The organism is Gemmiger formicilis, assembly GCF_024462815.1.
Classification (GTDB): Bacteria; Bacillota; Clostridia; order Oscillospirales; family Ruminococcaceae; genus Gemmiger.
In genome coordinates, this window is sequence record NZ_JANGCG010000023.1 from 1 (window position 1) to 23,585 (window position 23,585).

The 23,585-nt window shown below is 50.9% G+C and carries 15 protein-coding genes; 9 read left to right on the forward strand and 6 right to left on the reverse strand.

Features of this window, described 5'->3' with window-relative positions:
* Window positions 1–115: 115 nt before the first annotated feature.
* The 5 genes from NE623_RS13270 to NE623_RS13290 all read right to left on the reverse strand — a co-directional run bounded on the left by NE623_RS13270 (window position 116) and on the right by NE623_RS13290 (window position 6,146).
* Window positions 116–1,234 (reverse strand): site-specific integrase, encoded by a 1,119-nt coding sequence (locus NE623_RS13270; protein WP_256276160.1) that lies wholly within the window; start codon window positions 1,232–1,234, stop codon window positions 116–118.
* Between the two features lie 189 nt (window positions 1,235–1,423).
* Window positions 1,424–2,665, reverse strand: coding sequence for a relaxase/mobilization nuclease domain-containing protein (locus NE623_RS13275; protein WP_256273157.1), 1,242 nt, complete (start codon window positions 2,663–2,665; stop codon window positions 1,424–1,426).
* Window positions 2,652–2,921, reverse strand: coding sequence for a plasmid mobilization protein (locus NE623_RS13280; RefSeq protein WP_256273158.1), 270 nt, complete (start codon window positions 2,919–2,921; stop codon window positions 2,652–2,654). Before NE623_RS13280 ends, NE623_RS13275 begins: the two co-directional genes overlap by 14 nt.
* Window positions 2,918–4,093, reverse strand: coding sequence for an AAA family ATPase (locus NE623_RS13285; RefSeq protein ID WP_256273159.1), 1,176 nt, complete (start codon window positions 4,091–4,093; stop codon window positions 2,918–2,920). Before NE623_RS13285 ends, NE623_RS13280 begins: the two co-directional genes overlap by 4 nt.
* A 1,000-nt stretch (window positions 4,094–5,093) precedes the next feature.
* The gene (locus NE623_RS13290; protein WP_256273160.1) at window positions 5,094–6,146 is read right to left on the reverse strand and encodes a hypothetical protein; all 1,053 of its coding nucleotides are present in this window, start codon (window positions 6,144–6,146) and stop codon (window positions 5,094–5,096) included.
* Window positions 6,147–6,530: 384 nt separating this feature from the next.
* Between NE623_RS13290 and NE623_RS13295 the strand changes: the two genes are divergently transcribed.
* The 4 genes from NE623_RS13295 (at window position 6,531) to NE623_RS13310 (ending at window position 12,410) form a co-directional block, all read left to right on the forward strand.
* Window positions 6,531–9,452 (forward strand): AAA domain-containing protein, encoded by a 2,922-nt coding sequence (locus NE623_RS13295; protein ID WP_256273161.1) that lies wholly within the window; start codon window positions 6,531–6,533, stop codon window positions 9,450–9,452.
* Between the two features lie 81 nt (window positions 9,453–9,533).
* Window positions 9,534–11,069, forward strand: a complete 1,536-nt coding sequence (locus NE623_RS13300) for an AAA family ATPase (RefSeq protein WP_256273162.1) — start codon at window positions 9,534–9,536, stop codon at window positions 11,067–11,069.
* A gap of 5 nt (window positions 11,070–11,074) precedes the next feature.
* Window positions 11,075–11,974, forward strand: coding sequence for a hypothetical protein (locus tag NE623_RS13305; RefSeq protein ID WP_256273163.1), 900 nt, complete (start codon window positions 11,075–11,077; stop codon window positions 11,972–11,974).
* A complete protein-coding gene (locus NE623_RS13310; protein WP_256273164.1) occupies window positions 11,967–12,410 on the forward strand; it encodes an HIRAN domain-containing protein in 444 nt (147 codons plus the stop codon). Before NE623_RS13305 ends, NE623_RS13310 begins: the two co-directional genes overlap by 8 nt.
* 46 nt (window positions 12,411–12,456) lie before the next feature.
* Here the strand turns inward: NE623_RS13310 and NE623_RS13315 are convergent, their stop codons facing one another.
* Window positions 12,457–12,759 carry a helix-turn-helix domain-containing protein gene (locus NE623_RS13315; RefSeq protein WP_256273165.1) on the reverse strand — a complete coding sequence of 101 codons (303 nt, stop codon included), beginning with the start codon at window positions 12,757–12,759 and terminating at the stop codon, window positions 12,457–12,459.
* 151 nt (window positions 12,760–12,910) lie between these two features.
* Between NE623_RS13315 and NE623_RS13320 the strand changes: the two genes are divergently transcribed.
* The 5 genes from NE623_RS13320 to NE623_RS13340 all read left to right on the forward strand — a co-directional run bounded on the left by NE623_RS13320 (window position 12,911) and on the right by NE623_RS13340 (window position 23,549).
* Window positions 12,911–16,147 carry a helicase-related protein gene (locus NE623_RS13320; protein ID WP_256273168.1) on the forward strand — a complete coding sequence of 1,079 codons (3,237 nt, stop codon included), beginning with the start codon at window positions 12,911–12,913 and terminating at the stop codon, window positions 16,145–16,147.
* On the forward strand, window positions 16,141–16,794 hold the full coding sequence (locus tag NE623_RS13325; RefSeq protein WP_256273169.1) for a DUF4391 domain-containing protein: 654 nt from the start codon (window positions 16,141–16,143) through the stop codon (window positions 16,792–16,794). The genes NE623_RS13320 and NE623_RS13325 overlap by 7 nt, the downstream gene beginning before the upstream one ends.
* Entirely contained in the window at window positions 16,782–18,740 is a 1,959-nt protein-coding gene (locus tag NE623_RS13330; protein WP_256273170.1) for a site-specific DNA-methyltransferase, read from the forward strand. The genes NE623_RS13325 and NE623_RS13330 overlap by 13 nt, the downstream gene beginning before the upstream one ends.
* Complete coding sequence (locus NE623_RS13335; RefSeq protein WP_370866757.1) at window positions 18,737–21,805, forward strand: type III restriction-modification system endonuclease; 3,069 nt, start codon at window positions 18,737–18,739, stop codon at window positions 21,803–21,805. Before NE623_RS13330 ends, NE623_RS13335 begins: the two co-directional genes overlap by 4 nt.
* 259 nt (window positions 21,806–22,064) lie before the next feature.
* The gene (locus NE623_RS13340) at window positions 22,065–23,549 is read left to right on the forward strand and encodes an ATP-binding protein (protein ID WP_256273171.1); all 1,485 of its coding nucleotides are present in this window, start codon (window positions 22,065–22,067) and stop codon (window positions 23,547–23,549) included.
* The last annotated feature ends 36 nt before the right edge of the window (window positions 23,550–23,585 follow it).

Sequence of the window (23,585 nt, forward strand, 5' to 3'; positions counted from 1 at the left end):
AGCATACCGACAACTGCGACAGAAAGCTATCACCACACCCAACAATCTTTTGCCCAAAATTCTACCTATTACTGACAAAAACGGCATCGCCATCTCTGACGGTGCCGCTGTTTATTTAACCTGCCTTCTTGGCTTTTCTATTCCTATTTTTCATAAATGCAACATAGCACGGATTTTGGTTGTTCAGCAGATCTTGCATCAGGTTTGCCGCCTGACGCTTCGCCACGTCCTGCGGGTGGCAGTAGGTGCGTTCCAAGAATGCCGTATCCGCATGACCCAGCAGGGATGCCGCCACCTGTTTGCTGGTGCCTTCCTGCAGCAGATAGGTTGCGTAGAAATGCCGCAGGGTATGCAGGTGATAATCTTCCGATAGCCCACACTTTTTATACAGCTTGCGCAGATGCCGTGTAAAAGTATCCGGGTGCGGCACATGACCGTTGGGGTCAGTAAAAATCGGCTGCTCTCTATCAGGAACGCCGCTATGCAGCACCTGCTGCTGTCGCAGCGCCATCAGAAGTTCCCATAGCCCCAGCGGAATGGTTACAATCCGTTCCCGATGGCTTTTGGTGTCACTCTCTACGATTTTTCCGGATGCACAGCTGCGGGAACGACGGACGGTCAGTTCACAAGCACCGGTTATGTCCCGCCATTGCAGGGCGCACAGTTCCCCACGCCGCAACCCTGTCGTGATTGCCAGTGTGTAGTACGCCCGATACAGAATCGGTTCGTTCTGAATCGTCCGCATTAGTTTACTTATTTCATATTTCTGCGGAATATGCTGCACCTCCTTTTCAAAATGTTTTTTCCGAACGCGGTGCGCTGGATTGAACGGAATGATGTCATTTTTCTTGGCATCCTCCAGCACCGAGGAAACTGTTTCGAGGTATTTCTGCACAGTGGTTTCCTTGATGCAATTTCCACCACGTCCGGGGCGCTTCCGAAGTTCCTCACACATTTCCTCTAAGGTCATGGGGAGCAACTTTGCAAGCGGAATGCCCCCAATTAGCGGGTAAACAATATCCAGATTGCGTTTGTACCCTGCGTAAGTGGTAGCCTTAAAGAACGGTTCCTGCCGTTTGAGCCAATTTTCGGCGTACTGATCAAAGTGGGTCTGGTCGCTTTCTTCTACGCCATACTTGAACTTTTTCTCGATGCGTTCCGCTTCAGCCATGACATACTGCTGAATGCCGCGCTTTGGCACGGATAATGGCACAGTGATGGTCTGCGCTTTCATCCGTTTCTGCCCATTGACCTTATAGCCGTTGCAGACGGTGATTTTGAATTTTCGTTCGGATTTTTTCTTGATGTATGCCATTGTGCCTCCTTGTCAGCGCTGCCGAGAACGGTTTCGGCGGCGGTTCTTGTTGTTCGTATATTGATTTTCTTGATTTATGCGGTTGGATTCTCTCGTTCGCTGGACTCGTTAGATGGCTCCTTCCGCAATTTTATCCCCTTTACGAAGTTCGGCAATCTTACAGGTAAGCACTGCACGGCGGCCAGCCAGTTTCGGAGGAGCATCTTTTCTGCGCATCTGCTTGACGATTTCCGCCCGCTGCGCGGCAAGGGTTTCCATCTGCTGGGACAAGCTCTTGCGATAGTCCACGATGGCCTGTAAAGATGGGAACTTGTGGTCGCGGACAAAAGCGTGTTCTGCAAGGATTCTCTCGGTGTCTTTCCAGATGCGCTCCAGTTCCGGACGGCTGATGCGGGGTTGCTGTTTCTTGGGTAGAATACCCAACTGATAGCAGTAGTACAGATACAAGCGGTGCATTTGGGATTCCCCAAAGAATACCTCGAAGAAAATTTGGAGGATGCTTCTATTCTCCGTGGGACGATATCGTTTCGGCTTGTTTTGTCGGGGAGGGTGCTTCAGTTCATACAGCCTTGGCCCATACAGCAAGTAATTGCTGCGAAGCCGGTCATCTATGGCTGCAAGATCGTGTTCTTCTCCCAGCCTATAAAGCCGCACGGCTCGTCCTCCATCCCGTGCCCGGATGGTTGCGTACCTGCGGTTAGGGTCACTGTCGAAAATATACCCTTGCCGATACAGCGCCCTGTGAAAATCCTCGGCGGTACTGGCATCCTCACAGGCTTGGTCGATGGCCTCCCGCATTCGGGCATATCGTGCAGGTTCTTTTTTCCTTGGCTGCTCCACTACCGACAGACCGTAATCCCGGCACAACTTGTCGGATGCTGCCCGGAACTCGGCATACTGGCTGCGGCGTTGCTCGTATTTCTTGCCGTCCACATAGGACACGGAATTTATCACAAAATGATTATGTAAGTTATCCGTGTTCATGTGGGTGGCAACCAGCACTTGGAAACGCTTGCTCCAGACCTTGCGGGCCAGTGCCACGCCGATCTCGTGGCACTGCTCCGGGGTGACCTCCCCCTCGCGGAAGCTTTGGTAGGCGTGGAGCGCCACCACGCCGTCTGTTTTACCAAATCGTTCTTGTACCGCCCGCATATCTTCCCACGCATGGTTTGCCCTGCAATGGATGCCGGTGACAAGCTGGGCGCTTTCGTTCAGCTTGGTCTTGGCATCGTTCTCTGCGTAGTGCAATGTCTGGGCAAGAGCATCGTATTCGGTTTTGTCCGGGTTGGCCGCATAGTCAAGGACGCGCTGCAGGCTGTCCTTGATGGTCCAAATCTTAGTTACCGCCAATGAGCAGGTCCCTCATGCGGTCGGCACAAGTACCGATTTCAGCACTCGTTGTAGGTGAACAGCTTTCTGCGATTTCATCCAGTCTATCCAATACATCAAATACCTCCGTGGGCGGGTGTCCGCCCGGCTCATATTCCAGCGCCCGCTGGCGCAAATATTCTGAAAGCGACAAACCACACTTTCGAGCCAACATCGTCACCTTTTTCTTTTCGGTGACGGTGACCCGGATGTTGATTCCAACGCTGCGCTTTCTCATGCGCTCGCAGCCTCACAGGGGTTCGGGGCTGTCCCCGTAGGCTTTTCGGCGGGTTGTCCTGTGGCAACACTTCGCCCATGCTTGCTCTCCTTACGCGACCTTAATGACGACGCTGACGATGATGACGATGTTTGTGGGATACCCCAGTGGAACAACTCCGATATATCAATATCATCGTCATCACCGTCATCATCGTCATGGAAGAACTCAAGCAGACGTTTTTGCTCCGTGCGGGTGTACTTATACTCGATACCGCGAGGGCTGAATATATCACGGGCATAGTGCGCCATCTTCCGGGTGAACTGATTAGGCTTTACATCAGAAATATTCGCTGCAACAAGCAATCCCATAGCTGTGCCCTGCCATTTTCCAACCGAGTCAATGTAGTCTGCAACTTTCCAAAGGTAGTCAGGAATAGCTTTCAACGCCTGCTGTTCTGCGGTTTCTTCCTCATCCAACGTCCAGACGCAGTTTTCTTCCCGGATATGCAGCATTTTCTCGTCCATATCGCGTCCAATTACACGAATTGTCGCGGTTTTACTCATGCGCTGACGATGCATGAGCCATGTCGTATCCGCCACACCCATAATGCCCGTTGAACCAGAAATTTGGTCGTAGGGGTCTGACGATGATTGCTTACGCAAATAATGCACCAGCAGGATGCAGATGCCGTACTTGTCGGCAAGTTCTTTTAATACCCCAATATCACGGTAATCATTGGCATACATACTACCATTTCGCTCGGCTTTTCGCACCTTTTGCAAGGTATCGATGACGATGAGGCTAATATCAGGGTAAGCATGGATGAAACTGACGATTTGTTCCTCCAATCCCTGCCCAATTCCGTGACTTTCCGTCTGCAGAATGAGACGTTCCGGGTCTTCTTCTGCATCGACAAGCTGGTAAAGGCGCTCTTGCAGACGACCCAGTGTATCTTCCAGCGAGAAATAAAGCACGGTTCTCGGTTCTATTTCACGGCCCCATACAGATTTCCCTTGCGAAATCTGCAAGCAGAGCCACAGTGTCAGCCAGCTTTTGCCCGCCTTGCTGGGGCCGGCAAAGATTGCCAGCCCTGCCGGGAGCAGACCGGGGATAATCCATTTTACGGGCGGTATCGGCGTTGCAAGCAGTGCGCCGGCGGTAATGGTTTTCGGTAATCTTGTGGTAGTCATTCACATCATCCTTTCTTGTTTGGTATATATCTATTATCTCATACTATCGTCTTTTTGTGTGTAGTAAGTTTTACTCTCTAGTGTTAAGTTGTACGGCTCACGCCGCCCCACAGCCCCACAAATGCGCCAAACGGCGGTTTTGCGGGTGATGCGACGCGGAGTATCTGCCCCACACGGGGCTTGTTTGGGCGAGATTTGGGAGTGAATCAGATTTGATTCACTTTTTCGGTTTTGATCCAAGATAGTGAATCAGTTCTGATTCACTTCGGCGGTCCGCGTGCGTATTTCGCACAATCTCTCAGAATTGGTCTAATCATAAGTTCTCTTCATTTCCGTGCTGTATCGTTATTCTGTGTGACCCTCTTGAATACACTTTCCGGGGGAGAAAAAAGAGCCCGGAGGACCTTACCGATTTGGTAAGGTCCTCCGGGCTCTTATATATTTTCTCTGTTCTATCCGGGTATAAGGGTACACTTTCCCCGCAAATCTTGATGTAAATTCAATAAAAATCAAATAATACGCATACTGGCGTCAATCACACGGTTATGTAAATAATAAAAGAAACCGTGTACATCAAAATAAATGCTGAAGAAAAATGTCTAATTTGCCGCTTGCCCCCAGACATGGGAACATAACAGGCAAGCCGCTGGCAACGACCGTTCACTGACTTTGCAAGGGTCTTACTTCTTACAACCCAAGCGCGGTCACCCCATCTGAAGCTGTGGGGCATCTGGAGTATCATTATGTCCTCTCCCTGCCGTGGGTTAGGGTCTGCCAAGACCTTGCTGTGCGCCCCACCGAGAGAGTAAAGTACCTGTTATGCTGTGTATTCAGTTGTGAAGGTGCTGGCACAGAATAAATCTGTAAAGTTAGTATACGCCAAAGGTTAGCAGTCAGTCAATAAAAAGTGCTAATTATTCATGCGACATTCACATATGATGACTTCATCAATAAGGCACCCAACGTATTTTGTAGATTTCTTCATATTTTCACATTTCATTTACGGTAATATCGTCGTATCAAACTTTGCAATCGTTTTATGTTTGTACTGCTCTATCATGTTGTATATGTTCGTGACTTCATTTAAATAAGACACTGTTCCGTTATAATCTTTAAGTATTTCAGGCAGAATTTTTTCTCCGAAATACATTTCAACACTTCCACATTCGCTAAGTAACACTTCACTTGAAATTGAACGCGACTCTATGATTGGCACAATTTTTTGGATAGCTAGCCTTATGCTTTCTTCATCGGAAATCACCCTGTTTGTTCTTGTTTGCATAACTCCCAAAGTCATCATACAGCCTCGATTCAAATGATATCTCATTAAAAAAGTCTCTAGCTCGCGGACAAGTATGGGGCGATTATAGTCCTCATAAATCATTATTGCGTAGATTGTTGATTCTAGCGCTGAATAAAATTCTATAAGAGTGCTTTCTTCAGAAATACAGCAATTAACTACGCAGCAGAATTTTTCCGAAAATTCGTTATAGCGCCGGATTGTTATTTCACGAACTCTATCGGCATTTTTCTCATTTTGTCGGCAAAATTCTGCCTGAAACATATCCCAAACCAGCTTGGCAATATAAGCGAGTAATGCATACCAAACCGCATTACGAATCTCATCCCACGAAATAAATAAGCTCTGCTCGGTTTCACGCAACTTACAAATTACATAAAATACAGCCGTCGTTATTAGAATCGACAGTACAAATCGAACACCTTCATATTTCAAGTCCAAAAACGCAAGGCGATTTCTCAATGCAAAATAGACAAAACGCACACCCCAATACAGTGGACATATCATCCATAAGGAATCAATTCCTGAATCAAACCCGATATGCTCATAAGCAACAGCAAAAATCGCAACAGATACAGCGGGGCTCAAAACGCATAAAGTGTAATTGCTCCGTTTTTCTTTCCCATTATCGCCAAATAGGTATGGATTATACGAAAAGAAATCACGATGGTTAGACAAAATTAGTCCTATTTTTCCGTCAACATAAAATAATAGAAGGGCAATACCTATATTGACACACAAATATATCCACATAATATTTTCGCCTCCAGAATGTTCCAAATTCAATCAGCATTCCATGTTAATCATCTTACAAAGTAGACAACATCTAGCATGACCTTGTCTTTTTACGATACACATTAATATCTTAGCCCACAATAGCATTCATCACCTACAAAGTCAATCAGTTTTCACTTATAAGTATCTGTGATACGCCTCTTTTTGTAATCCTGCACAAGCTTTCTTGAGTCAATATGTGCATCCATACAAAGTTTTCTGCCTTAGTATAATAGTACAAACTATTGTACCTCAAATAGTGTAGAATGGAAATAGAATATAGCAAAATCACGAAGTTCCTTTTCATATCACATGCAGAATTGTCCTGCCATTTTGTAAAACTATTTTGGAGGAAGTGTTGTAATGAGTCTCATCGGCAAAATCGTGAAGCACAAATTGTGGGGTTCTGGAACAATTGACAGCATAGTTGATCGTCATATCACTGTTTCTTTCTCAAAGCCAATAGGCGAGAAGGTTTTTGCATATCCACAGGCTTTTGAATCGTTTCTTTCCTTCGAGGGAGAAATGCCATCAGAAATATCTGCGGCCTTGGCGGCCGAAAAGGCCGCTGCGCTTCACAACAATAGCGCCTTCAAAACTTCTACGCCTAGTTCCAGCGTTCCTAGTCACAGCGGCCAAAGTCGTTCCGCAAAAGAAAGGCCGTCTATCCAATCTAAAAAGCTTCCCAACTTTTCAAGTGTTGAGGATTTCTGCCAGTATTACAAGCGTTCCCTTTTCTCCGAAATATCCTACCTGAAAACAACCGGCGGCAAGCACCAGCTTTTAACAGATGGTGAATTACTGGAATCCCGCAGCGGATATTATCTTTACAGCTTTACTTCTGATACAGAACTCACCTACCCTGAGGGAACTCAAATCACGCTGTGGAAAAATAATGTTCAACTACCCGGCACAATTATGGGTTGCGAAGACTTCACCGTCCTTTTAAGTTCAAGCAACTATCTGGGGAATCCCGTTGCTGCACTGGATATTTCTGCCGACGCATGGTTTCTATTGGAAAAACTCAGTTCGCATTTAGAAGCGCTGTCTCTATCGTATTCGCAGATTGTGAACGACCTTGTATGCAATGGTCTGTACTCTATTGACAATTCCAGCCATTCCATCGTAACTGGGCAGGATACGGCTGTGAAAATGTCGCAAACGCAGCCAATTACTTTCATCTGGGGACCGCCCGGTACAGGAAAAACAGAAACGCTGTCCCGCATTGCGTTAGCTCATATTGCCAAAGGGCATCGTGTGCTGATGCTTTCGTATAGCAATGTATCCGTGGATGGCGCGATTTTGCGTGTATATAAAAATCAGACCACCAATATACCGGGCCAGTTGGTACGCTACGGTTATCCCCGCAGTGCAGAACTTCTTGACCATGAATACCTAACATCTTACAGGCTGGCACTGTATAACCATCCGGAGCTTGAGGATGAACGCGATTCCCTTATGCAAGAGCAAACGCATACACCAAAAAAGGCTCCACGCTATGAACAAATCCAACGTCGGCTAAGAGAAATTCGTGGTATCTTACAAGCAGCAGAAAAGCTATACATTTCAACCGCTGCGTTTGTTGCCACAACTGTATCCAAAGCTGTTGTAGATAAAGCCATTCAGGACGCCTACTTTGATGTTGTGATTTTTGATGAGGCCAGTATGGCCTACATTCCACAAATCGTTTATGCCGCCAGTCTGGCGCAAAAGTACTTCATCTGCATGGGCGATTTCTGCCAGTTGCCTCCCATTATAATGAACAACAATGCATGGGGGATGGATTCGGACATTTTTGAATATTGCGGTATTGCGGCTGCTGTCCGCAAAGGATACAATCACAAATGGCTATGTATGCTGGATACCCAGTATCGTATGCATCCTACTATCGCACAATTTGCCAGTAATTCTATGTATCACGGTCTGCTCCACTCTGCTGACGGTATGCAGCAAAAACGCAACACCATAACTTCCAATGCGCCCATGTCCGGCAGCACAATAGGGGTTGCGGACCTCAGCGGTATGATGTCCGTATGCTCCACTAAGCAAGACCATTCCCATGTCAACCCTATGAGTGCTTTTGTTTCAATGATGATGGCTTTGCAAGTGCCTGCACAGGAAAGCGTTGGTATTATTGCGCCTTACCATGCGCAAGCGCAGTTGCTGCATGCAATGGCAGAAGATGCCGCCAACTTTTTTCCCGAACGCGAGCAGATTGCTTGCGCCACTGTACACCAATTTCAGGGCTCTGAAAAAGATGTGATCATTTATGACGCTACCGACTGCTACCGTCTGGCTTACCCCGGTCCATTGCTCACTTCCAGGGATAACAACTATGCCAATCGATTGTTCAATGTTGCAATGACCCGCGCCAAGGGGAAATTTATTGCTGTTGCCAACGCACATTTCATGGAGAGAAAGTTGCCGAAGAACTCCCTTATGTTTTCCGAAATGCTTCATCTTCCGAGAAGTAAGGCAAGCTACTGGGCAGGAAGCGACCTGCCACAGCAGATTTTTCAAAATGGACCGCTCACCTGCTTTTCGCAGAAGTCGGCGGCGAGCGCATTTCTGCATGATTTAAAAAGCGCCCACAAAGAAATTCATATTGATATCGTCGGTGCTGTAACAGAAAAATTGCACATCCCCGGATTTACACAGTTGCTTACAGAGGCAACTACGAAAAAAGTCAAGGTCGTTGTACGGGCAGAAAAACGCGCCGCACTTCCTAATGAATTGCGTGCTATTGCTATCGAGAATCCATACATAAAGAACAGTGTGACCATCATCGACAAGCATATTTCGTGGCTTGGTGCGCCTTTTTCCGAGAGCAACTTCGTAGTAGAGGGACAGGTCATTCCCACAAAATATTACCCCGTTTTCCGATACGAAGGCATTTATACTGCCAAGGTATTATCCGCTGTCTCTGAAATGAATCAGGTTATCGACTATGGCGTTGCGGAGGAATGTTCTTCTGACAGAAAAACATTTGCCGGATATATCCGTGCCACGAAAGTTTGCCCAGAGTGCGGCAAACCGCTTCAGCTTAAAAAGTCACAAAAAAAGAAAGGGCACTATTTTCTCTCATGTTCCGGTTATCCGCATTGTAACCATACCGAATGGGTTGATGTAGATGACATTAACGCCTATATTTTCCATGAAAATCCAAAAGGTGGTCTGCGTTGCCCGAAATGCGGTGTTTCGTTAAGTGCTGCTCGTGGGAAATATGGCGTTTATGTGCAATGCGGCGGCATTCTGCAGCACCGATTCAATCTTGAAGATATTTAAGCAAATCAGCAAAAAATCTTTGCATGTCATCTACATTTGTACTACAATGGATACAAGAAATCTGTTGCCGAGGACATTTTTATGGATGTAATAACCGAACTGAAACAAGACTACGCTGCGCTGGCAGAACTTTTGACGGATACCATCGGCAGCGATTATGACGATGCCCTTTCCGGGTATATTGTCGCCTGCTGGATGAAAATATGGTCCGGCAACAAACTGTATGCGCCGGAATATGCAAAGGCTATCGGCTGCGTGCTTGGCCGTGAGCCGAGCATGGAACAGTGCCTGACCGCGCTCTCCTGCTGTGGGGATGAAACCCGCAAGCTGGATGTGCCGGCATTATTTCATCAGCTGGTTGCCTGTGATGCCACACAGAAAACAGGTGCTGTCTCCGATTTTTTGGCGCAGTTAAACCATATACTGGTGGCCGGTGCCAGTTGCAACGGAGATTTTACCATCGAAGAAGCCAATGCCGTCACTGCCATACTGAAAAGTTTGGTGGCTAGTGCCAAAAAGGCCAAACTGCCTGTAAAAGATGTTCCGCATATCAGCGATCCAATCACGCCGCTGAAAGAGGAAAGCTATCTGCGCCCGGCTGCAAAACCCGATGTACAGGGTAGCACGCCTACACCGGAAGTTCCCACTTTTTCCACTGAAGACAGCGATGAGAAAGACAACAGCATAACGCTGCACGTTTCGCTCGATCTTTCCGATCTGACAGACACCCATAAGGATGCCTCCCCCGCAGCCCCGGAAAAACTGGCGGTCCCGCCAGAAGCCAAAAGCAGCGAAACACTGGAGTCCCTGCTGGCTGAGCTGGACAGTCTGGTTGGTTTGGACAGCGTCAAGCAGGATGTACACAGCCTGATGAACTTCATCAAGGTCACAAAGATCCGTGAAGCACGCGGCATGAAAATACCTACCATAAGCTATCATCTCGTGTTCACCGGCAACCCCGGCACCGGCAAAACCACCGTGGCGCGGCTTGTAGCAAAGCTGTATTACCAAATGGGCATCCTGCCCAAGGGTCAGCTTGTGGAGGCTGACCGCAGTGCATTGGTGGCCGGGTATGTGGGACAGACTGCCATCAAAACACAGCAGGTCATTCAGCAGGCGCTGGGCGGTGTGCTGTTTATCGATGAAGCCTATTCCCTCGCCAACGACAGCGAGCAGGACAGCTATGGCAAAGAAGCCATTGAGACGATTCTGAAAGCGATGGAGGATCACCGTAATGAACTGGTTGTCATCGTAGCCGGATATGACGCTTTGATGCACAAATTCATTGATTCCAACCCCGGACTTTCCTCCCGGTTCAGCAAGTATTTCTATTTTCCCGATTACACCGGCGAGGAACTGCTGAAAATTTTTGAGCGTTTCTGCAAAACAAACGGCTACACACTGGAATCCGATGTAGAGGAAAGTCTGCTGAAAACTTTCACAGCCCTGTATGACGCGCGGGAAGAACACTTTGGCAACGCCCGCGCCATCCGTAATATTTTTGAGAAAGCTATCAACTGTCAGGCAGACCGCATTGCCGGGCAGAACAGCTTCACGGACACTGATTTGGAGACCCTGACGGCTGTCGACTTGGAAAATGCCATAAAGAAAGGCTGATTGCTATGGAGAACTCATGTTTTGCCGGGTGGCTTGCGCAGGAAGTGGAATCCGCTCAAAATGCGCTGCTGACGCGCATTGAACAGCTGGACACCCTGCGCTATGTGGAAGCACCGAAGCTGCGCAATGAGTACATGGTCAAAATTGGTACGACAGAAGATGAAGTGCTGAATGCCGAACTCGATGCAAAAATGTTGCAGCGCAAGCTGGAATTGATCCAAATCAAGCGCAACCGCCGCGAGCCTATAGATATGGTCGAAATCGACCAGCAGATCGAGGCCGAGCGTCAAGCACTGCTGGTGCAGGCCGAAACCGACGATGCCGCAAGCCAGAGGCTGCCGCAGCTAACCGAAGAACAGCAGGCCGAATTACAGGAGTTGTACCACAAAATCGTGGAGGGTTTTCACCCACAGGTGCATCCAAACCTGACCGATACCGAGAAAGCGCTGTATGAAAAAGCCGTGGACGCTTATCGCAACCGCAATCTTGCTGCGCTAAAGCTGATTGACGAAATTTTGTTCAAAGATGGCATTGCATTTGCGCTGAAAACAACACTTTCCGTTGTGGAAGAGGACGAGCAGCAACAAGCCGCCGTACTGGCAGAAGCTCTTTCCGCCGACTACACACTGGCAAAGCAGCTGTATCCCTACTTTGTGCCGCAGCAGGAGGATGCCGTGCTTCGCTCTGCCGCAGAACGCTATACCGTCCGGCGTGAAGAAACAGAAACCGAGATTGAGCAGTTGCGTCAGACCTTCCCCTTCACCGCGCAGCCAACGCTGGCTGACCCGGAAAAGACAAAAGCCTATCTCGAACAGCTCACCCTGCGCAAGCTCCGTGCGCAGGATGCCGAAAAACAGTTGACGCAGAAGCTCAACCGTATTATGGAGGAACTGCCCCATGCCTGAAAGCAACGTACAATTTGCAGAAAAGCCCATCCGCGCCGGATATTTTGACGAGGACATTTTTCAGCAAAAGGCCCGCCAGCTGCTGGTCTTGAAAACCGGAATTGCGGGGATGCAGTTTCATGTTGATATTGAAAGTAAAGAGGGCAAGGCACTGTTGGACTCGCTGACGCCGGGCACAGAGCTGATGCTCTACCGCGATGTTGACAATGAACACGACAAGTGGGCTATTTCGGTCTACACAAAAGATGACCGGGAGATTGGCTACATCACGCGGTTCAAAAATGAAACGATTGCCCGCCTGATGGACTACGGAAAAAAGTTCACCGCCATCGTGGACGAGGCCCCGCCCGCCCCCAAGGACAGCACCGAGCGCCGCCGCACCCGCGCAGGCACGGAAAATTATGCTGTGCCATTCTCGGTATACATGGAAGAATAATGTACACAAAAGCAACAGCCGTCGGTATCGTGTGATACCGGCGGCTTTAGTGTTTGCGTTTCCACAACAGATATTGTTCGTATTTTTTCAGTTCGCGGCGCTCGCTCTCGGTAAATTTTGCTTGGTGCAGGCGGCGGGTGTAGTCCGGGTCGTAATCGGCAAGACCCAGCAGATAGTCCGCTGACACGCCGTACATTTTGCAGATCTGCACCAGAATCTCATTGGACGGTGCGCTGGCATTGCGCTCCCAACTGCGCACAGTATATACAGACACGCTTAATTTTTCTGCAAGTTCTGCCTGCGTTTCGTCATTATCGCCACGAATTGCCGCAAGGCGTTCACCAATCATTTCTATCACCCCACCTATTATTGTACAAGATTCATGTGATGCGAAAAGAAAAGCTGTATGATTCTTGCAACGCGGCGTTATAAGTGGTATTATTCTTATTATGTATAGTGAAATGTGACAAGATTCTTAGCACTTTTCAGCGAGGTGTCCCATGAAACTCATCGACAACCTGAGCGAAAAATTGGTGGATGATCTGCGCGTGACGATGCAGCGCGACAGCCGCGTTTCCATTGCGGCAGCGTGCTTTTCGGTTTATGCATATGAGGAGCTGAAAGCCCAGCTGGAAAACATCGACGAGCTGCGCTTTCTGTTTACCTCCCCGACTTTTTTGCAGGAAAAGACCGCCAAGGCACGGCGGGAGTTCTACATTCCCCGCCGCAACCGCGAAAAAGCCCTGCACGGCAGCGAATTTGAGATACGGCTGCGCAATGATTTCAGCCAGAAAGCCATCTCCCGCGAATGTGCCGACTGGATTCGCCGCAAGGTCTGCTTCAAATCCAACCAAACCGCCGAGGGCATCCCCAATTTTATGACCATCGACAGCGCCGAACCGGTGACCTATGCGCCGGTCAACGGCTTTACCCGCGCCGACTTGGGCTGCGAGCGCGGCAACAGCCTGTTTACCATGATCAACCGCATTGATGCGCCCCAAAGCACGCAATATCTGGAGTTGTTCAACACGATCTGGAACGACAAGCAGCGTCTGCAGGATGTCACCGACACCGTGCTGGAAAGCATCACCACCGCCTATCAGGAAAACAGCCCGGAGTTTCTCTACTTTTTTGCGCTGTACAATATTTTCGGGGACTTTTTGGAACACGTCAGCGAGGATGACCTGCCCAGCGACGCCAACGGCTTTAAGGAAAGCATCGTCTGGAACAAGCTGTACACCTTCCAGAAGGATGCCGCCCTTGCCATCATCAGCAAGCTGGAGCAGTTCAACGGCTGCATTCTGGCAGACAGCGTTGGTCTGGGCAAGACCTTTACCGCGCTGGCGGTCATCAAATACTACGAAAACCGCAACCTGCGCGTCCTCGTTCTCTGCCCCAAAAAGCTATCGGACAATTGGATAACCTACAAGGCCAACTACCGCAACAACCCTTTGGCCGGGGACCGCTTGCGCTACGATGTGCTGTACCACACCGATTTAAGCCGCGAGCAGGGGTTTTCCGGTGAAACCGATTTAAGCAAGCTGAACTGGGCAGCCTACGACCTTGTTGTGATTGACGAAAGCCACAACTTCCGCAACGGCGGCGATGTGGACGACGACGGCAAGTCCAACCGCTACACCAAGCTGATGAACAAGGTCATCCGCCCCGGTGCGCGCACCCGCGTGCTGATGCTTTCCGCCACGCCGGTCAACAACCGCTTTTATGACCTGCGCAACCAGCTGGCGCTGGCGTATGAGGGCAACAGCAGCGCGTGGAAGGACAAGCTGGACACCAACCGCAGCGTGGAGGAAATCTTCCGCTCGGCACAAAAGCAGTTTAACGCATGGAGCAAGCTCGCCCCCAGCCAGCGCACAACCGAGCAGCTGATGCGTATGCTCGACTTCGACTTTTTTGAGATTCTGGATGCCGTGACCATTGCACGCTCCCGCCAGCACATTGAAAAATATTATAACATCGAGGAAATCGGCAATTTCCCCACCCGGCTGCCGCCTGTGACCAAGCAGCCGCCGCTGACCGATTTGAACAACGCCATCACCTACGATGAAATTTACGAGCTGATTTTAAGCCTGACATTAAGCATCTACACACCGTCCAATTATATTCTGCCCAGTCGGCTGAAAAAATACGCCGACTTAAACCATGAGGGCAAGAACAGCCTGACACAGGCAGGGCGTGAGGAAGGCATCCGCCGCCTGATGAGCATCAACCTGCTCAAGCGGCTGGAAAGCTCGGTACATTCGTTCCGGCTGACCCTGCAGCGCATCCGGGATATGATTGCCGCCACACTGGACACGATCCACACCTACGACCCCCAAAAAATCATTGAGCTGAAGGATCTGACCGGGGCGGCGGATTTTGATGCCGACGACATGGAAAGCGACCTGTTCACGGTGGGGCGCAAGGTAAAAATCGCACTGGAGGATATGGATTATCTGACATGGCAGCGCGATTTGCAGACCGATTTTGAAACGCTGCAGCTTTTGCTGGGTATGGTGGCGGACATCACGCCCGGGCATGACAGCAAGCTGCAAACGCTACTGCAAACCCTTGCCGAAAAGCAGCGCGAGCCGCTGAACAAGGACAACCGCAAGGTGCTGATTTTTACGGCGTTTTCCGACACGGCGCAGTATCTGTATGAGCAGGTCGGCGCGTATATGCTGCGCAGCTTCGGGCTGCACACGGCGCTGGTGACCGGCTCGGTGGAGGGGCGCAGCACGGTACCGAAATTCAAAGCCGACCTCAACAATGTGCTGACCTGTTTTTCGCCCGTTTCCAAGGACCGCGCCGCGCTGATGCCCGACGGTCCCGACATTGACATTCTGATTGCCACTGACTGCATCAGCGAGGGTCAAAACCTGCAGGACTGCGACTGCGTCATCAACTATGACATCCACTGGAACCCCGTTCGGCTGGTGCAGCGGTTCGGGCGTATTGACCGTATCGGCAGCCGGAATGTCGTTATCCAGATGATAAACTTCTGGCCTGACGTGCAGCTGGACGCCTACATCGACCTGCGCGCCCGCGTAGAAACCCGCATGAAGGCGCTGGTGCTTTCCAGCACGGGCGACGACAACCCCTTAAGCCCAGAGGAAAAGGGCGATCTGGAATACCGGCGCGAGCAGCTGCAGCGCCTGCGCACCGAGGTCGTGGACCTTGAGGATATGCGCGGCGGCGTTTCCATTACCGACTTGGGGCTGAACGAGTTCCGCATGGAATTGCTGGAATACGCCAAGCATCACCCCGAGCTGGAAACCTGCCCGGGCGGCATCAGTGCAGTAGCAGCCGCCACGCCGGACGCACCGCCGGGCGTGGTGTTTGTGCTGAAAAATGTACATAACGAGGTCAATATCAATGACCGCAACCGCCTGCACCCGTATTATCTGGTCTATCTGGACGAGGACGGCGTGACCCTGCACAGCCACCTTTGCCCCAAGGATATACTGGACGCCATGCGTCAGCTTTGCCGCGGGCAAAAGCAGCCCGACAAGGCCTTGTGCCGGGCGTTCAATGCCGAAACCGACGACGGGCGCAAGATGCAGAAATACTCCGACCTGCTGGAGGATGCCGTGCTTTCCATCGTGGACGCCAAGGCGGACAGCGATCTGGACAGCCTGTTCCGGGCGGGCGGCACGACCGCCCTGCTGGACAAGGTTTCCGGGCTGGACGATTTTGAACTCATCTGCTTTGTCGTGGTAAGGGAGGGCGCGCCATGCTGAACCTGCCCGCCTCGGCGGCATTTGAGCGCCGCATACCCAAGCAGAAATTTTACGCAAACCTGACCGTCACGCCGGAGTTGCGCCGCTGCTTTACCGAGCAGATCGAGAGCATCACATGGGCGGACAAGTTAGCGCCGCAGACGATGAACCTTGCCTCCGGGCAGCGGGTGCAGGAAATTGAGGTATTCCGCATCCGGCTGGCGGGCGACGCGCTGGACGGCAAGGTGACCGAACTGATGGACAAGCAGATACCGTACCATATTCTGTTTGTGCTGACGCGCCCCGACGGGATGCTTCGCTTGCTGATGAACTACAAGGAAGCCGCACCCGGGGGCGGCTTTACCCTGCGGCAGCGCTGCGCCACCGGCTGGCTTGCGCCCGACACCGTCTGCCTGCCCCTGCTGGCGGCGGATATGGACGCCCTGTACGAGGGCTTTGTGCGGTATATCGCCGGGGACAGCCTGCAAAGCGCCGCCGGGGAGGATTTGGCACAAAGCGTGCAGCGCACCGAGATGCTGAACAAATTGCAGCGGCAGATCGACCAGCTGACGGCAAAAATGAAACGCGAAAAGCAACTGCCCCGCCAAATGGAGCTGCGGCGGCAAATCAAAAAATTACAACAGGAGATCGAGCAATGGACAAAGTAAAAATGACGACCCCTGACGGTGTGACCGAAAATATTGAAAAGCTGGCGGCGCTGTTTCCTGCCGCCGTGACCGAGATGCGCGGCGAGGACGGCACCCTGCGCAAGGGCATTGATTTTGAAAAGCTGAAACAGTTGTTGAGCCACGATATTGTGGAAGGCGGCGAACGGTATGAGTTCAGCTGGGTGGGCAAAAAGGCAGCGATGGCAGAAGCCGCCCGCCCCACCACCGAAACGCTGCGCCCGGTCAAAGCCGACAGCCGCGACTGGGACACCACCGAGAACCTGTACATTGAGGGCGATAATCTGGCAGCGCTGAAAATTTTGCAGGAGAGCTATCTCGGCAAGGTGAAGATGATTTACATCGACCCGCCGTACAATACGGGGAATGATTTTATCTATAAAGATAATACCACACATACGCAATATGAGGAAGATTCCCAGATGGGAATGTTCGACAACGATGACAATCATCTGTTTAAGAATACTGATAGCAATGGGCGGTTTCACTCAGATTGGTGTTCGATGATTTATTCGCGGCTGCTGTTAGCAAGAAATCTTCTTTCCCAAGACGGTGCTATTTTCATCTCAATCGACGATAACGAAGTAGCAAATATCACAAAAATTATGGATGAGATTTTTGGTACTGATAATCGAATTGCCTTGATTTGTCATAAATCACGAGCATCCGTTTCTAATGATAAGATTATTTCCCCCAATCATAACATAATCCTATTTTATGCGAAATCTATTAGCGTTCTTGAATCAAACCGAAAATACATCGGTCTAGACCCAACTCTTGACGGATTTGATTTAGACGATAGAGATGGTAGGGGTTCATACCGATTAGTTCCCGTTGATGGTCCTGGTGGGGCAAAAAAGGGAAACCCTTTTTTTGAGTTTTTAGGCGTTTCCGGGTATTGGCGCTTTTCCTTGAGTACAATGCAAGAAAAATATAATCAAGGTTTCATCGTAAAAAGAGGGAATAGTTTATATCAGAAATACTACAAAACCGTTGCGGCGCAAACACGACGCACAGCAACCACTTGGTGGGATGATGGTGGTCTTATTTCGACAGCAACCTCAAAGCTAAAGAATCTTATGGGTAGTGCTACATTTGATACACCCAAGCCGTTGGAATTAGTAACACGAATGTTAAAGATGATTACACACGAGGACAAAAGCTCTATTATCCTCGACTTCTTCTCTGGCTCTGCCACCACCGCCCATGCTGTTATACAGCTGAACGCCGAGGACGGCGGTCACCGCAAATTTATCATGGTGCAGCTGCCCGAACCCTGCGATGAAAAATCCGAAGCGTACAAAGCGGGCTACAAAAACATCTGCGAAATCGGCAAGGAGCGCATCCGCCGCGCCGGAGATGCAATTCTTAAAGAAAACGGTTGCTGGAAAAGTGTTCCTCTTAACCGCAATGATGGTTCTAAAGTTGGTGACTATACTCCTGCTAAAATCGTCAACACTGTCAATACCAATAAAGGCCCTGTTGAGATGGTAGATATAAGCAAAGATCTTTCAAAGCTCGACATCGGCTTCCGCGTGTTCCGCGTCGATTCCTCCAATATGCAGGATGTCTACTATAAGCCGGAGGAATTCACCCAGACCATGCTGGGCGAAGCCGTCAGCAACATCAAGCCCGACCGCACCGACCTTGACCTGCTGTACGCCTGCCTGCTGGACTGCGGCGTGCCTATCCACCTGCCCCACACCACAACCACCGTGGACGGCTGCACGATCCATAACGTGGACAATGGCGCCCTGATGGCTTGCTTTGACGAGCATATCCCGCACAGCGTCATCCGCACTATGGCTGCCGAGGCACCGCTGCAGGTCATCTTCCGCGACAGCGCCTTTGCCGCCGATGCGGACAAAATCAATGTGACCGAGATTTTCAAGAACCTCTCTCCCGATACAAAGGTCCGGGTGATATGATGAAGCTGCAATTCAAATACCAGCCGTTTCAGGCACAGGCGGCAGATGCCGTCTGCGATGTGTTTGCCGGGCAGCCCTTTTGCACCACGACCTACCGCATCGACCTTGGCGATACCGCCAACCTGCAGCAGTCCTTTGACTTGACCGAGGTGGGCTTTCGCAACCAGCCCCTTGTACCCGCACTGACCCGCGCGCGCCTGCTGCAAAATGTAAAAGCCGTGCAGCGCCGCAACGGGCTGGCACCCTCGGACGCGCTGACCGGGCCGGGCATCAACCTTTCTATTGAGATGGAAACCGGCACCGGCAAAACCTATACCTACGTCAAAACCATGTACGAGCTGAACAAGCGCTACGGTTGGAGCAAGTTTATCGTTGTGGTGCCGTCGGTTGCCATACGCGAGGGCGTGTACAAGTCCCTGCAAACCACACAGGAGCATTTTGCCGCCGAGTACGGCAAAAAGATACGCTTTTTTACCTACACCTCGGATGATCTGCCGGAGGTTGACCGCTTTGCGTCCGACAGTGCCATCAATGTGATGATCATCAATATGCAGGCGTTCAACTCCGGCAAAAACCAGCGCATTATTGACAAAGCGCTGGATTCCTTCCGCAGCCGCCGACCGATTGACATTATTGCCAAAACTAACCCTATCCTGATTATTGACGAGCCGCAAAGCGTTGAGGGAAAGCAAACGAAGGAGAGCCTGAAAAAGTTCAACCCGCTGTTCACGCTGCGCTACTCTGCCACCCACCGCGAAGCCTATGATATGATCTACCGTCTGGACGCGATGGACGCCTACAACCAGCACCTTGTCAAGCGCATTGCCGCGCTGGGCGTTACGCTGACCGGCTCCACCGCCACCAACGGCTATGTGTATGTAGAGGGCATTGACTTGTACAAAAACAAAGCCCCCACCGCACGGCTGGGGTTTGAGGTCAAGGGCGCGGGCGGCACCCGCACCGTGGTCAAAAAAGTGCAGGGCGGCGACGATTTGTTTGCGCTGTCCGGCGGCTTGCAGGAATACGCCGACCGCTTTGTCATTTTGCAGGACGGCATTGACGGGCGGGATAACTCGGTCACCTTTTTGAACGGGCTGAAGCTTTACGCCGGGCAGATACACGGCAACGCCCAGATGGTGGAATTGCAGCGCCGCGTGCAGATACGCGAAACCATACGCACCCACCTGCAGCGCGAACGCGAGCTGTACCCCCGCGGCATCAAGGTGCTGAGCCTGTTTTTTATCGACAAGGTGGACAAGTACCGCGTCTACGATACCGACACCGACGACGGACGCAACGGCGAATACGCCAAAGTGTTTGAGGAGGAATACACCGCACTGGTAAGTGAAATGCAGCGCGAGCTGGGCGATGACGCCTATTGGGCGTACCTGAACCGTATGGACGCCCACAGCAGCCATCAGGGGTATTTTTCCATCGACAAGAAAAAGGGCAAAAAAGCCCGCTTTGTGGAGGGCAAGGTTGACCGCAAGACCCAAACCAGCGACGACACCGACGCCTACGACCTGATTATGCGCGACAAGGAACGACTGCTGAGCCTGGACGAGCCGGTGCGGTTTATCTTTTCGCACTCTGCCCTGCGCGAGGGCTGGGATAACCCGAATGTGTTCCAGATCTGCACGCTGAAAACGCAGGGCGAATCGGAAATCCGCAGCCGGCAGGAAATCGGGCGCGGTCTGCGCCTGTGCGTCAACCAGAACGGTGAGCGCATGGACGAAAGCGTGTTGGGCAGCGAGGTGCAGGAGCTGAACAAGCTGACGCTGATCACCGATATGGCGTTCGGCAAATTTGCCACCGCCCTGCAGGAGGGGCTGGCGGAGTCTATGTCCACACGCCCGCGCGCCGTGGATGCAGGGTTGTTTGCGGGGCAGATCCTGACCGATGCCAACGGCGCACAAGTAACAATCACGCCGACACTTGCCACGGCGATCTATGAGGACTTGGTGCAGCAGGGCTATGTACACCGCGGCGCATTGACCGACAAATACTACGCCGCCAAGGACGCCGGCACCGTACAGGTGGCAGAGGAAGTACAGGGCTGCGAGGGCGCTGTGATGCAGGTTTTGAGCAGCATCTACGACCCCCGCGCCCTGCGCCCGGAGAACGCCCACGACAACAATGTGCAAGCCAAAGTGGACGAGCAGAAGCTGCATGACCGCGAATTTGCCAAGCTGTGGCAGCGCATCAACCGCAAAACCTTTTACACCGTTTCCTTTGACACGCAGGAGCTGATCGACCGTTCGGTGCGGGAGCTGGACGCCCACCTGAATATTTCCAAGGTGTATGTCAAAACCGAATACGGCGAGCAGACCGCCAGGCTGACCTCCCGCGAGCAGCTGGAGCAGGGGCAGGCGTTTGTCAAAAGACACAACGATCAGGACGCCGCTGACCGCGTGGCACTGGGCAATGTGCGCTACGACCTTGTGGGCAAGCTGGTGGAGGAAACCGGCTTGACCCGCGCCACGATTGCCGCCATTTTGCAGAGCATTGCCCCGCTTGTGTTTGCCCAATATAAGCTGAACCCGGAGGACTTTATCATCAAGGCGGGAAAAATCATCAACAACCAAAAGGCGGATATGATCATTGAGCATATCACCTACAACAGGCTGGAGGAATCGTACAGCGCCGACATCTTTATGCTGGCAAACCTGCACGGCAGACAGGGCGTAAACGCCATGCCCGCTGACCGCAGCCTGTACAATTATGTGATTTACGATTCCGACAACGAGCGCCGCTTTGCCCACGAGCTGGATGTTTGCGACAAAATTGCCGTGTATGTCAAGCTGCCCGGCAGCTTTTTCATCAGCACGCCGGTAGGCAAGTACAACCCGGACTGGGCGATTGCCTTCCACGAGGGAACGGTCAAGCATATCTATTTTATAGCCGAAACCAAAGGCACGACCCTGCTTGACCGCAATGAGCTGCGCGGCGTTGAGGACCTAAAGATCCAATGCGCCAAAGCCCACTTTGCCGCCATCAGCAACGACAGCGTCGTCTACGATGTGGTGGACAGCTACGATAAGCTGATGCAGGTGGTTATGGAATAAGCGGTAAGAAGTTTTGCTTTTATGCCTTTTGCGATAGAATTGATTGGTAATGTGGTTATTCCTTTAAGTCGGATTACTTAAAGGAATAGCCACATTTTATATATTAATTGATTGAACACGTATCTGGGTTAGGAACCCCTACAATATTAACATCAAAAATTTTATCCTGGCATCATGCGATTTCATTGACCTTTACGCGCTCTATGCACTATAATGGGTTTAGCTTAATTGTAAATAACATATTCGGGAGATAGATGTTATGCTAGATTTATCCCAATTGAGTAAATACAAAGAAAACAACCGCCTTGAAGCCAAAAAGGCACAAGGCGGTTTACCCCATAGCATCTGGGAGACATACTCCGCTTTTGCCAATACTTTCGGCGGTTATATTCTGCTTGGCGTTGTAGAAAATGCAGACAAGAGTTTTTCCAGTGTGCAACTCGCCTCTCCCGAAAAACTTGTTTCTGACTTCTGGAACAGCGTCAATAATCCTTCCATCGTCAATGTAAATATTCTTTCTGACCGAAATGTACAAATTGTAGAAAGCGGCGGCAACCGGATTGTTGTCATCGAGGTTCCTCGTGCCGACCGCCACGACAAACCCGTCTACACGGGCGCTGATCCTTTTGCGGGGACATACCGTCGAAACGGCGAAGGCGATTACTGCTGCACCAAGGATGAAGTGCGCGCCATGATGCGGGATCAGGCGGATATTTCGCAGGACGCCCGCGTCATGGATACTATGACGATAGACTGCCTTGATACGGACACCATTCGCCGCTATCGCCAGCGCATGGATAATCTCCGACCCGGCCATGTATGGTCAGAATTAGCTGTGGAGGATTTTCTGCACCGCATCGGTGCTATGGCACGAGACGCATATGGCAAGCTGCGCCCCACTGCTGCCGGATTGCTTATGTTCGGCCATGAATACGAAATTGTACGCGAGTTCCCACATTATTTTCTAGATTATCAAGAGCATGACCGTTCGGCTACAGAAGATGAACGGTGGACAGATCGTATAGTCTCCAGTTCCGGCGATTGGAGTGGTAATATTTGCGACTTCTACTTCCGTGTATACAACCGAATCGCGCAGGATATTAAAGTGCCTTTTAAACTGGAGGGTACAGATCGCATTGACGACACCCCTCTGCATAAGGCTTTGCGCGAGGCTTTGGCAAACGCCTTGATCCATGCTGACTACTATGACCGACGCGGTCTGGTGATTCAAAAATGCCCGGATAAGATTCGCATTGCCAACCCCGGAGCTTTCCGCATCAATGTGCAGGAGGCCCTTGTCGGCGGCGTATCTGACCCACGAAATGAGTCACTCATTAAGATGTTCAACCTGATCAATGTCGGTGAGCGCGCAGGCAGCGGTTTGCCGAGCATCCGTACCGTCTGGCAAAAGCAGGGCTGGCAGGAACCGGAAATCGTAGAAAGCTTTAATCCAGATCGCACAACACTGTTGCTGCCGCTTGCCGCCAATAAAGCGGCGGCAAAAAGTGGCGATAAAAAAGTGGCGGCAAAAAGCGGCGGAAAGTCTAGTTCTATCTCAGAGAAGCGAAAGAACGACATTCTTCAATATTTGACCGACACACCGGAAGCCAGCAGCACCCAAATCGCCGACGCCATCGGCTTGCAAGTTTCCCGCACAAAGATGTATCTGTCAGAATTAGTTTCTGACGGAGCTGTTGTTGCGGAGGGAAGCAGCAGGGCGAGAAAATATCGATTAAAGTCGTAAGATAGTAGAGATTCTATCTCCTGTATGAAGGGTTAG

Bases quoted from the DNA above. Each gene is read 5' to 3' on its own strand.
- NE623_RS13285 (WP_256273159.1), bottom strand. From the start codon at position 4,093: ATGACTACCACAAGATTACCGAAAACCATTACCGCCGGCGCACTGCTT.
- NE623_RS13295 (WP_256273161.1), top strand. From the start codon at position 6,531: ATGAGTCTCATCGGCAAAATCGTGAAGCACAAATTGTGGGGTTCTGGA.
- NE623_RS13320 (WP_256273168.1), top strand. From the start codon at position 12,911: ATGAAACTCATCGACAACCTGAGCGAAAAATTGGTGGATGATCTGCGC.
- NE623_RS13300 (WP_256273162.1), top strand. From the start codon at position 9,534: ATGGATGTAATAACCGAACTGAAACAAGACTACGCTGCGCTGGCAGAA.
- NE623_RS13305 (WP_256273163.1), top strand. From the start codon at position 11,075: ATGGAGAACTCATGTTTTGCCGGGTGGCTTGCGCAGGAAGTGGAATCC.
- NE623_RS13325 (WP_256273169.1), top strand. From the start codon at position 16,141: ATGCTGAACCTGCCCGCCTCGGCGGCATTTGAGCGCCGCATACCCAAG.
- NE623_RS13330 (WP_256273170.1), top strand. From the start codon at position 16,782: ATGGACAAAGTAAAAATGACGACCCCTGACGGTGTGACCGAAAATATT.
- NE623_RS13315 (WP_256273165.1), bottom strand. From the start codon at position 12,759: ATGATTGGTGAACGCCTTGCGGCAATTCGTGGCGATAATGACGAAACG.
- NE623_RS13280 (WP_256273158.1), bottom strand. From the start codon at position 2,921: ATGAGAAAGCGCAGCGTTGGAATCAACATCCGGGTCACCGTCACCGAA.
- NE623_RS13335 (WP_370866757.1), top strand. From the start codon at position 18,737: ATGATGAAGCTGCAATTCAAATACCAGCCGTTTCAGGCACAGGCGGCA.
- NE623_RS13290 (WP_256273160.1), bottom strand. From the start codon at position 6,146: ATGTGGATATATTTGTGTGTCAATATAGGTATTGCCCTTCTATTATTT.
- NE623_RS13270 (WP_256276160.1), bottom strand. From the start codon at position 1,234: ATGAAAGCGCAGACCATCACTGTGCCATTATCCGTGCCAAAGCGCGGC.
- NE623_RS13310 (WP_256273164.1), top strand. From the start codon at position 11,967: ATGCCTGAAAGCAACGTACAATTTGCAGAAAAGCCCATCCGCGCCGGA.
- NE623_RS13340 (WP_256273171.1), top strand. From the start codon at position 22,065: ATGCTAGATTTATCCCAATTGAGTAAATACAAAGAAAACAACCGCCTT.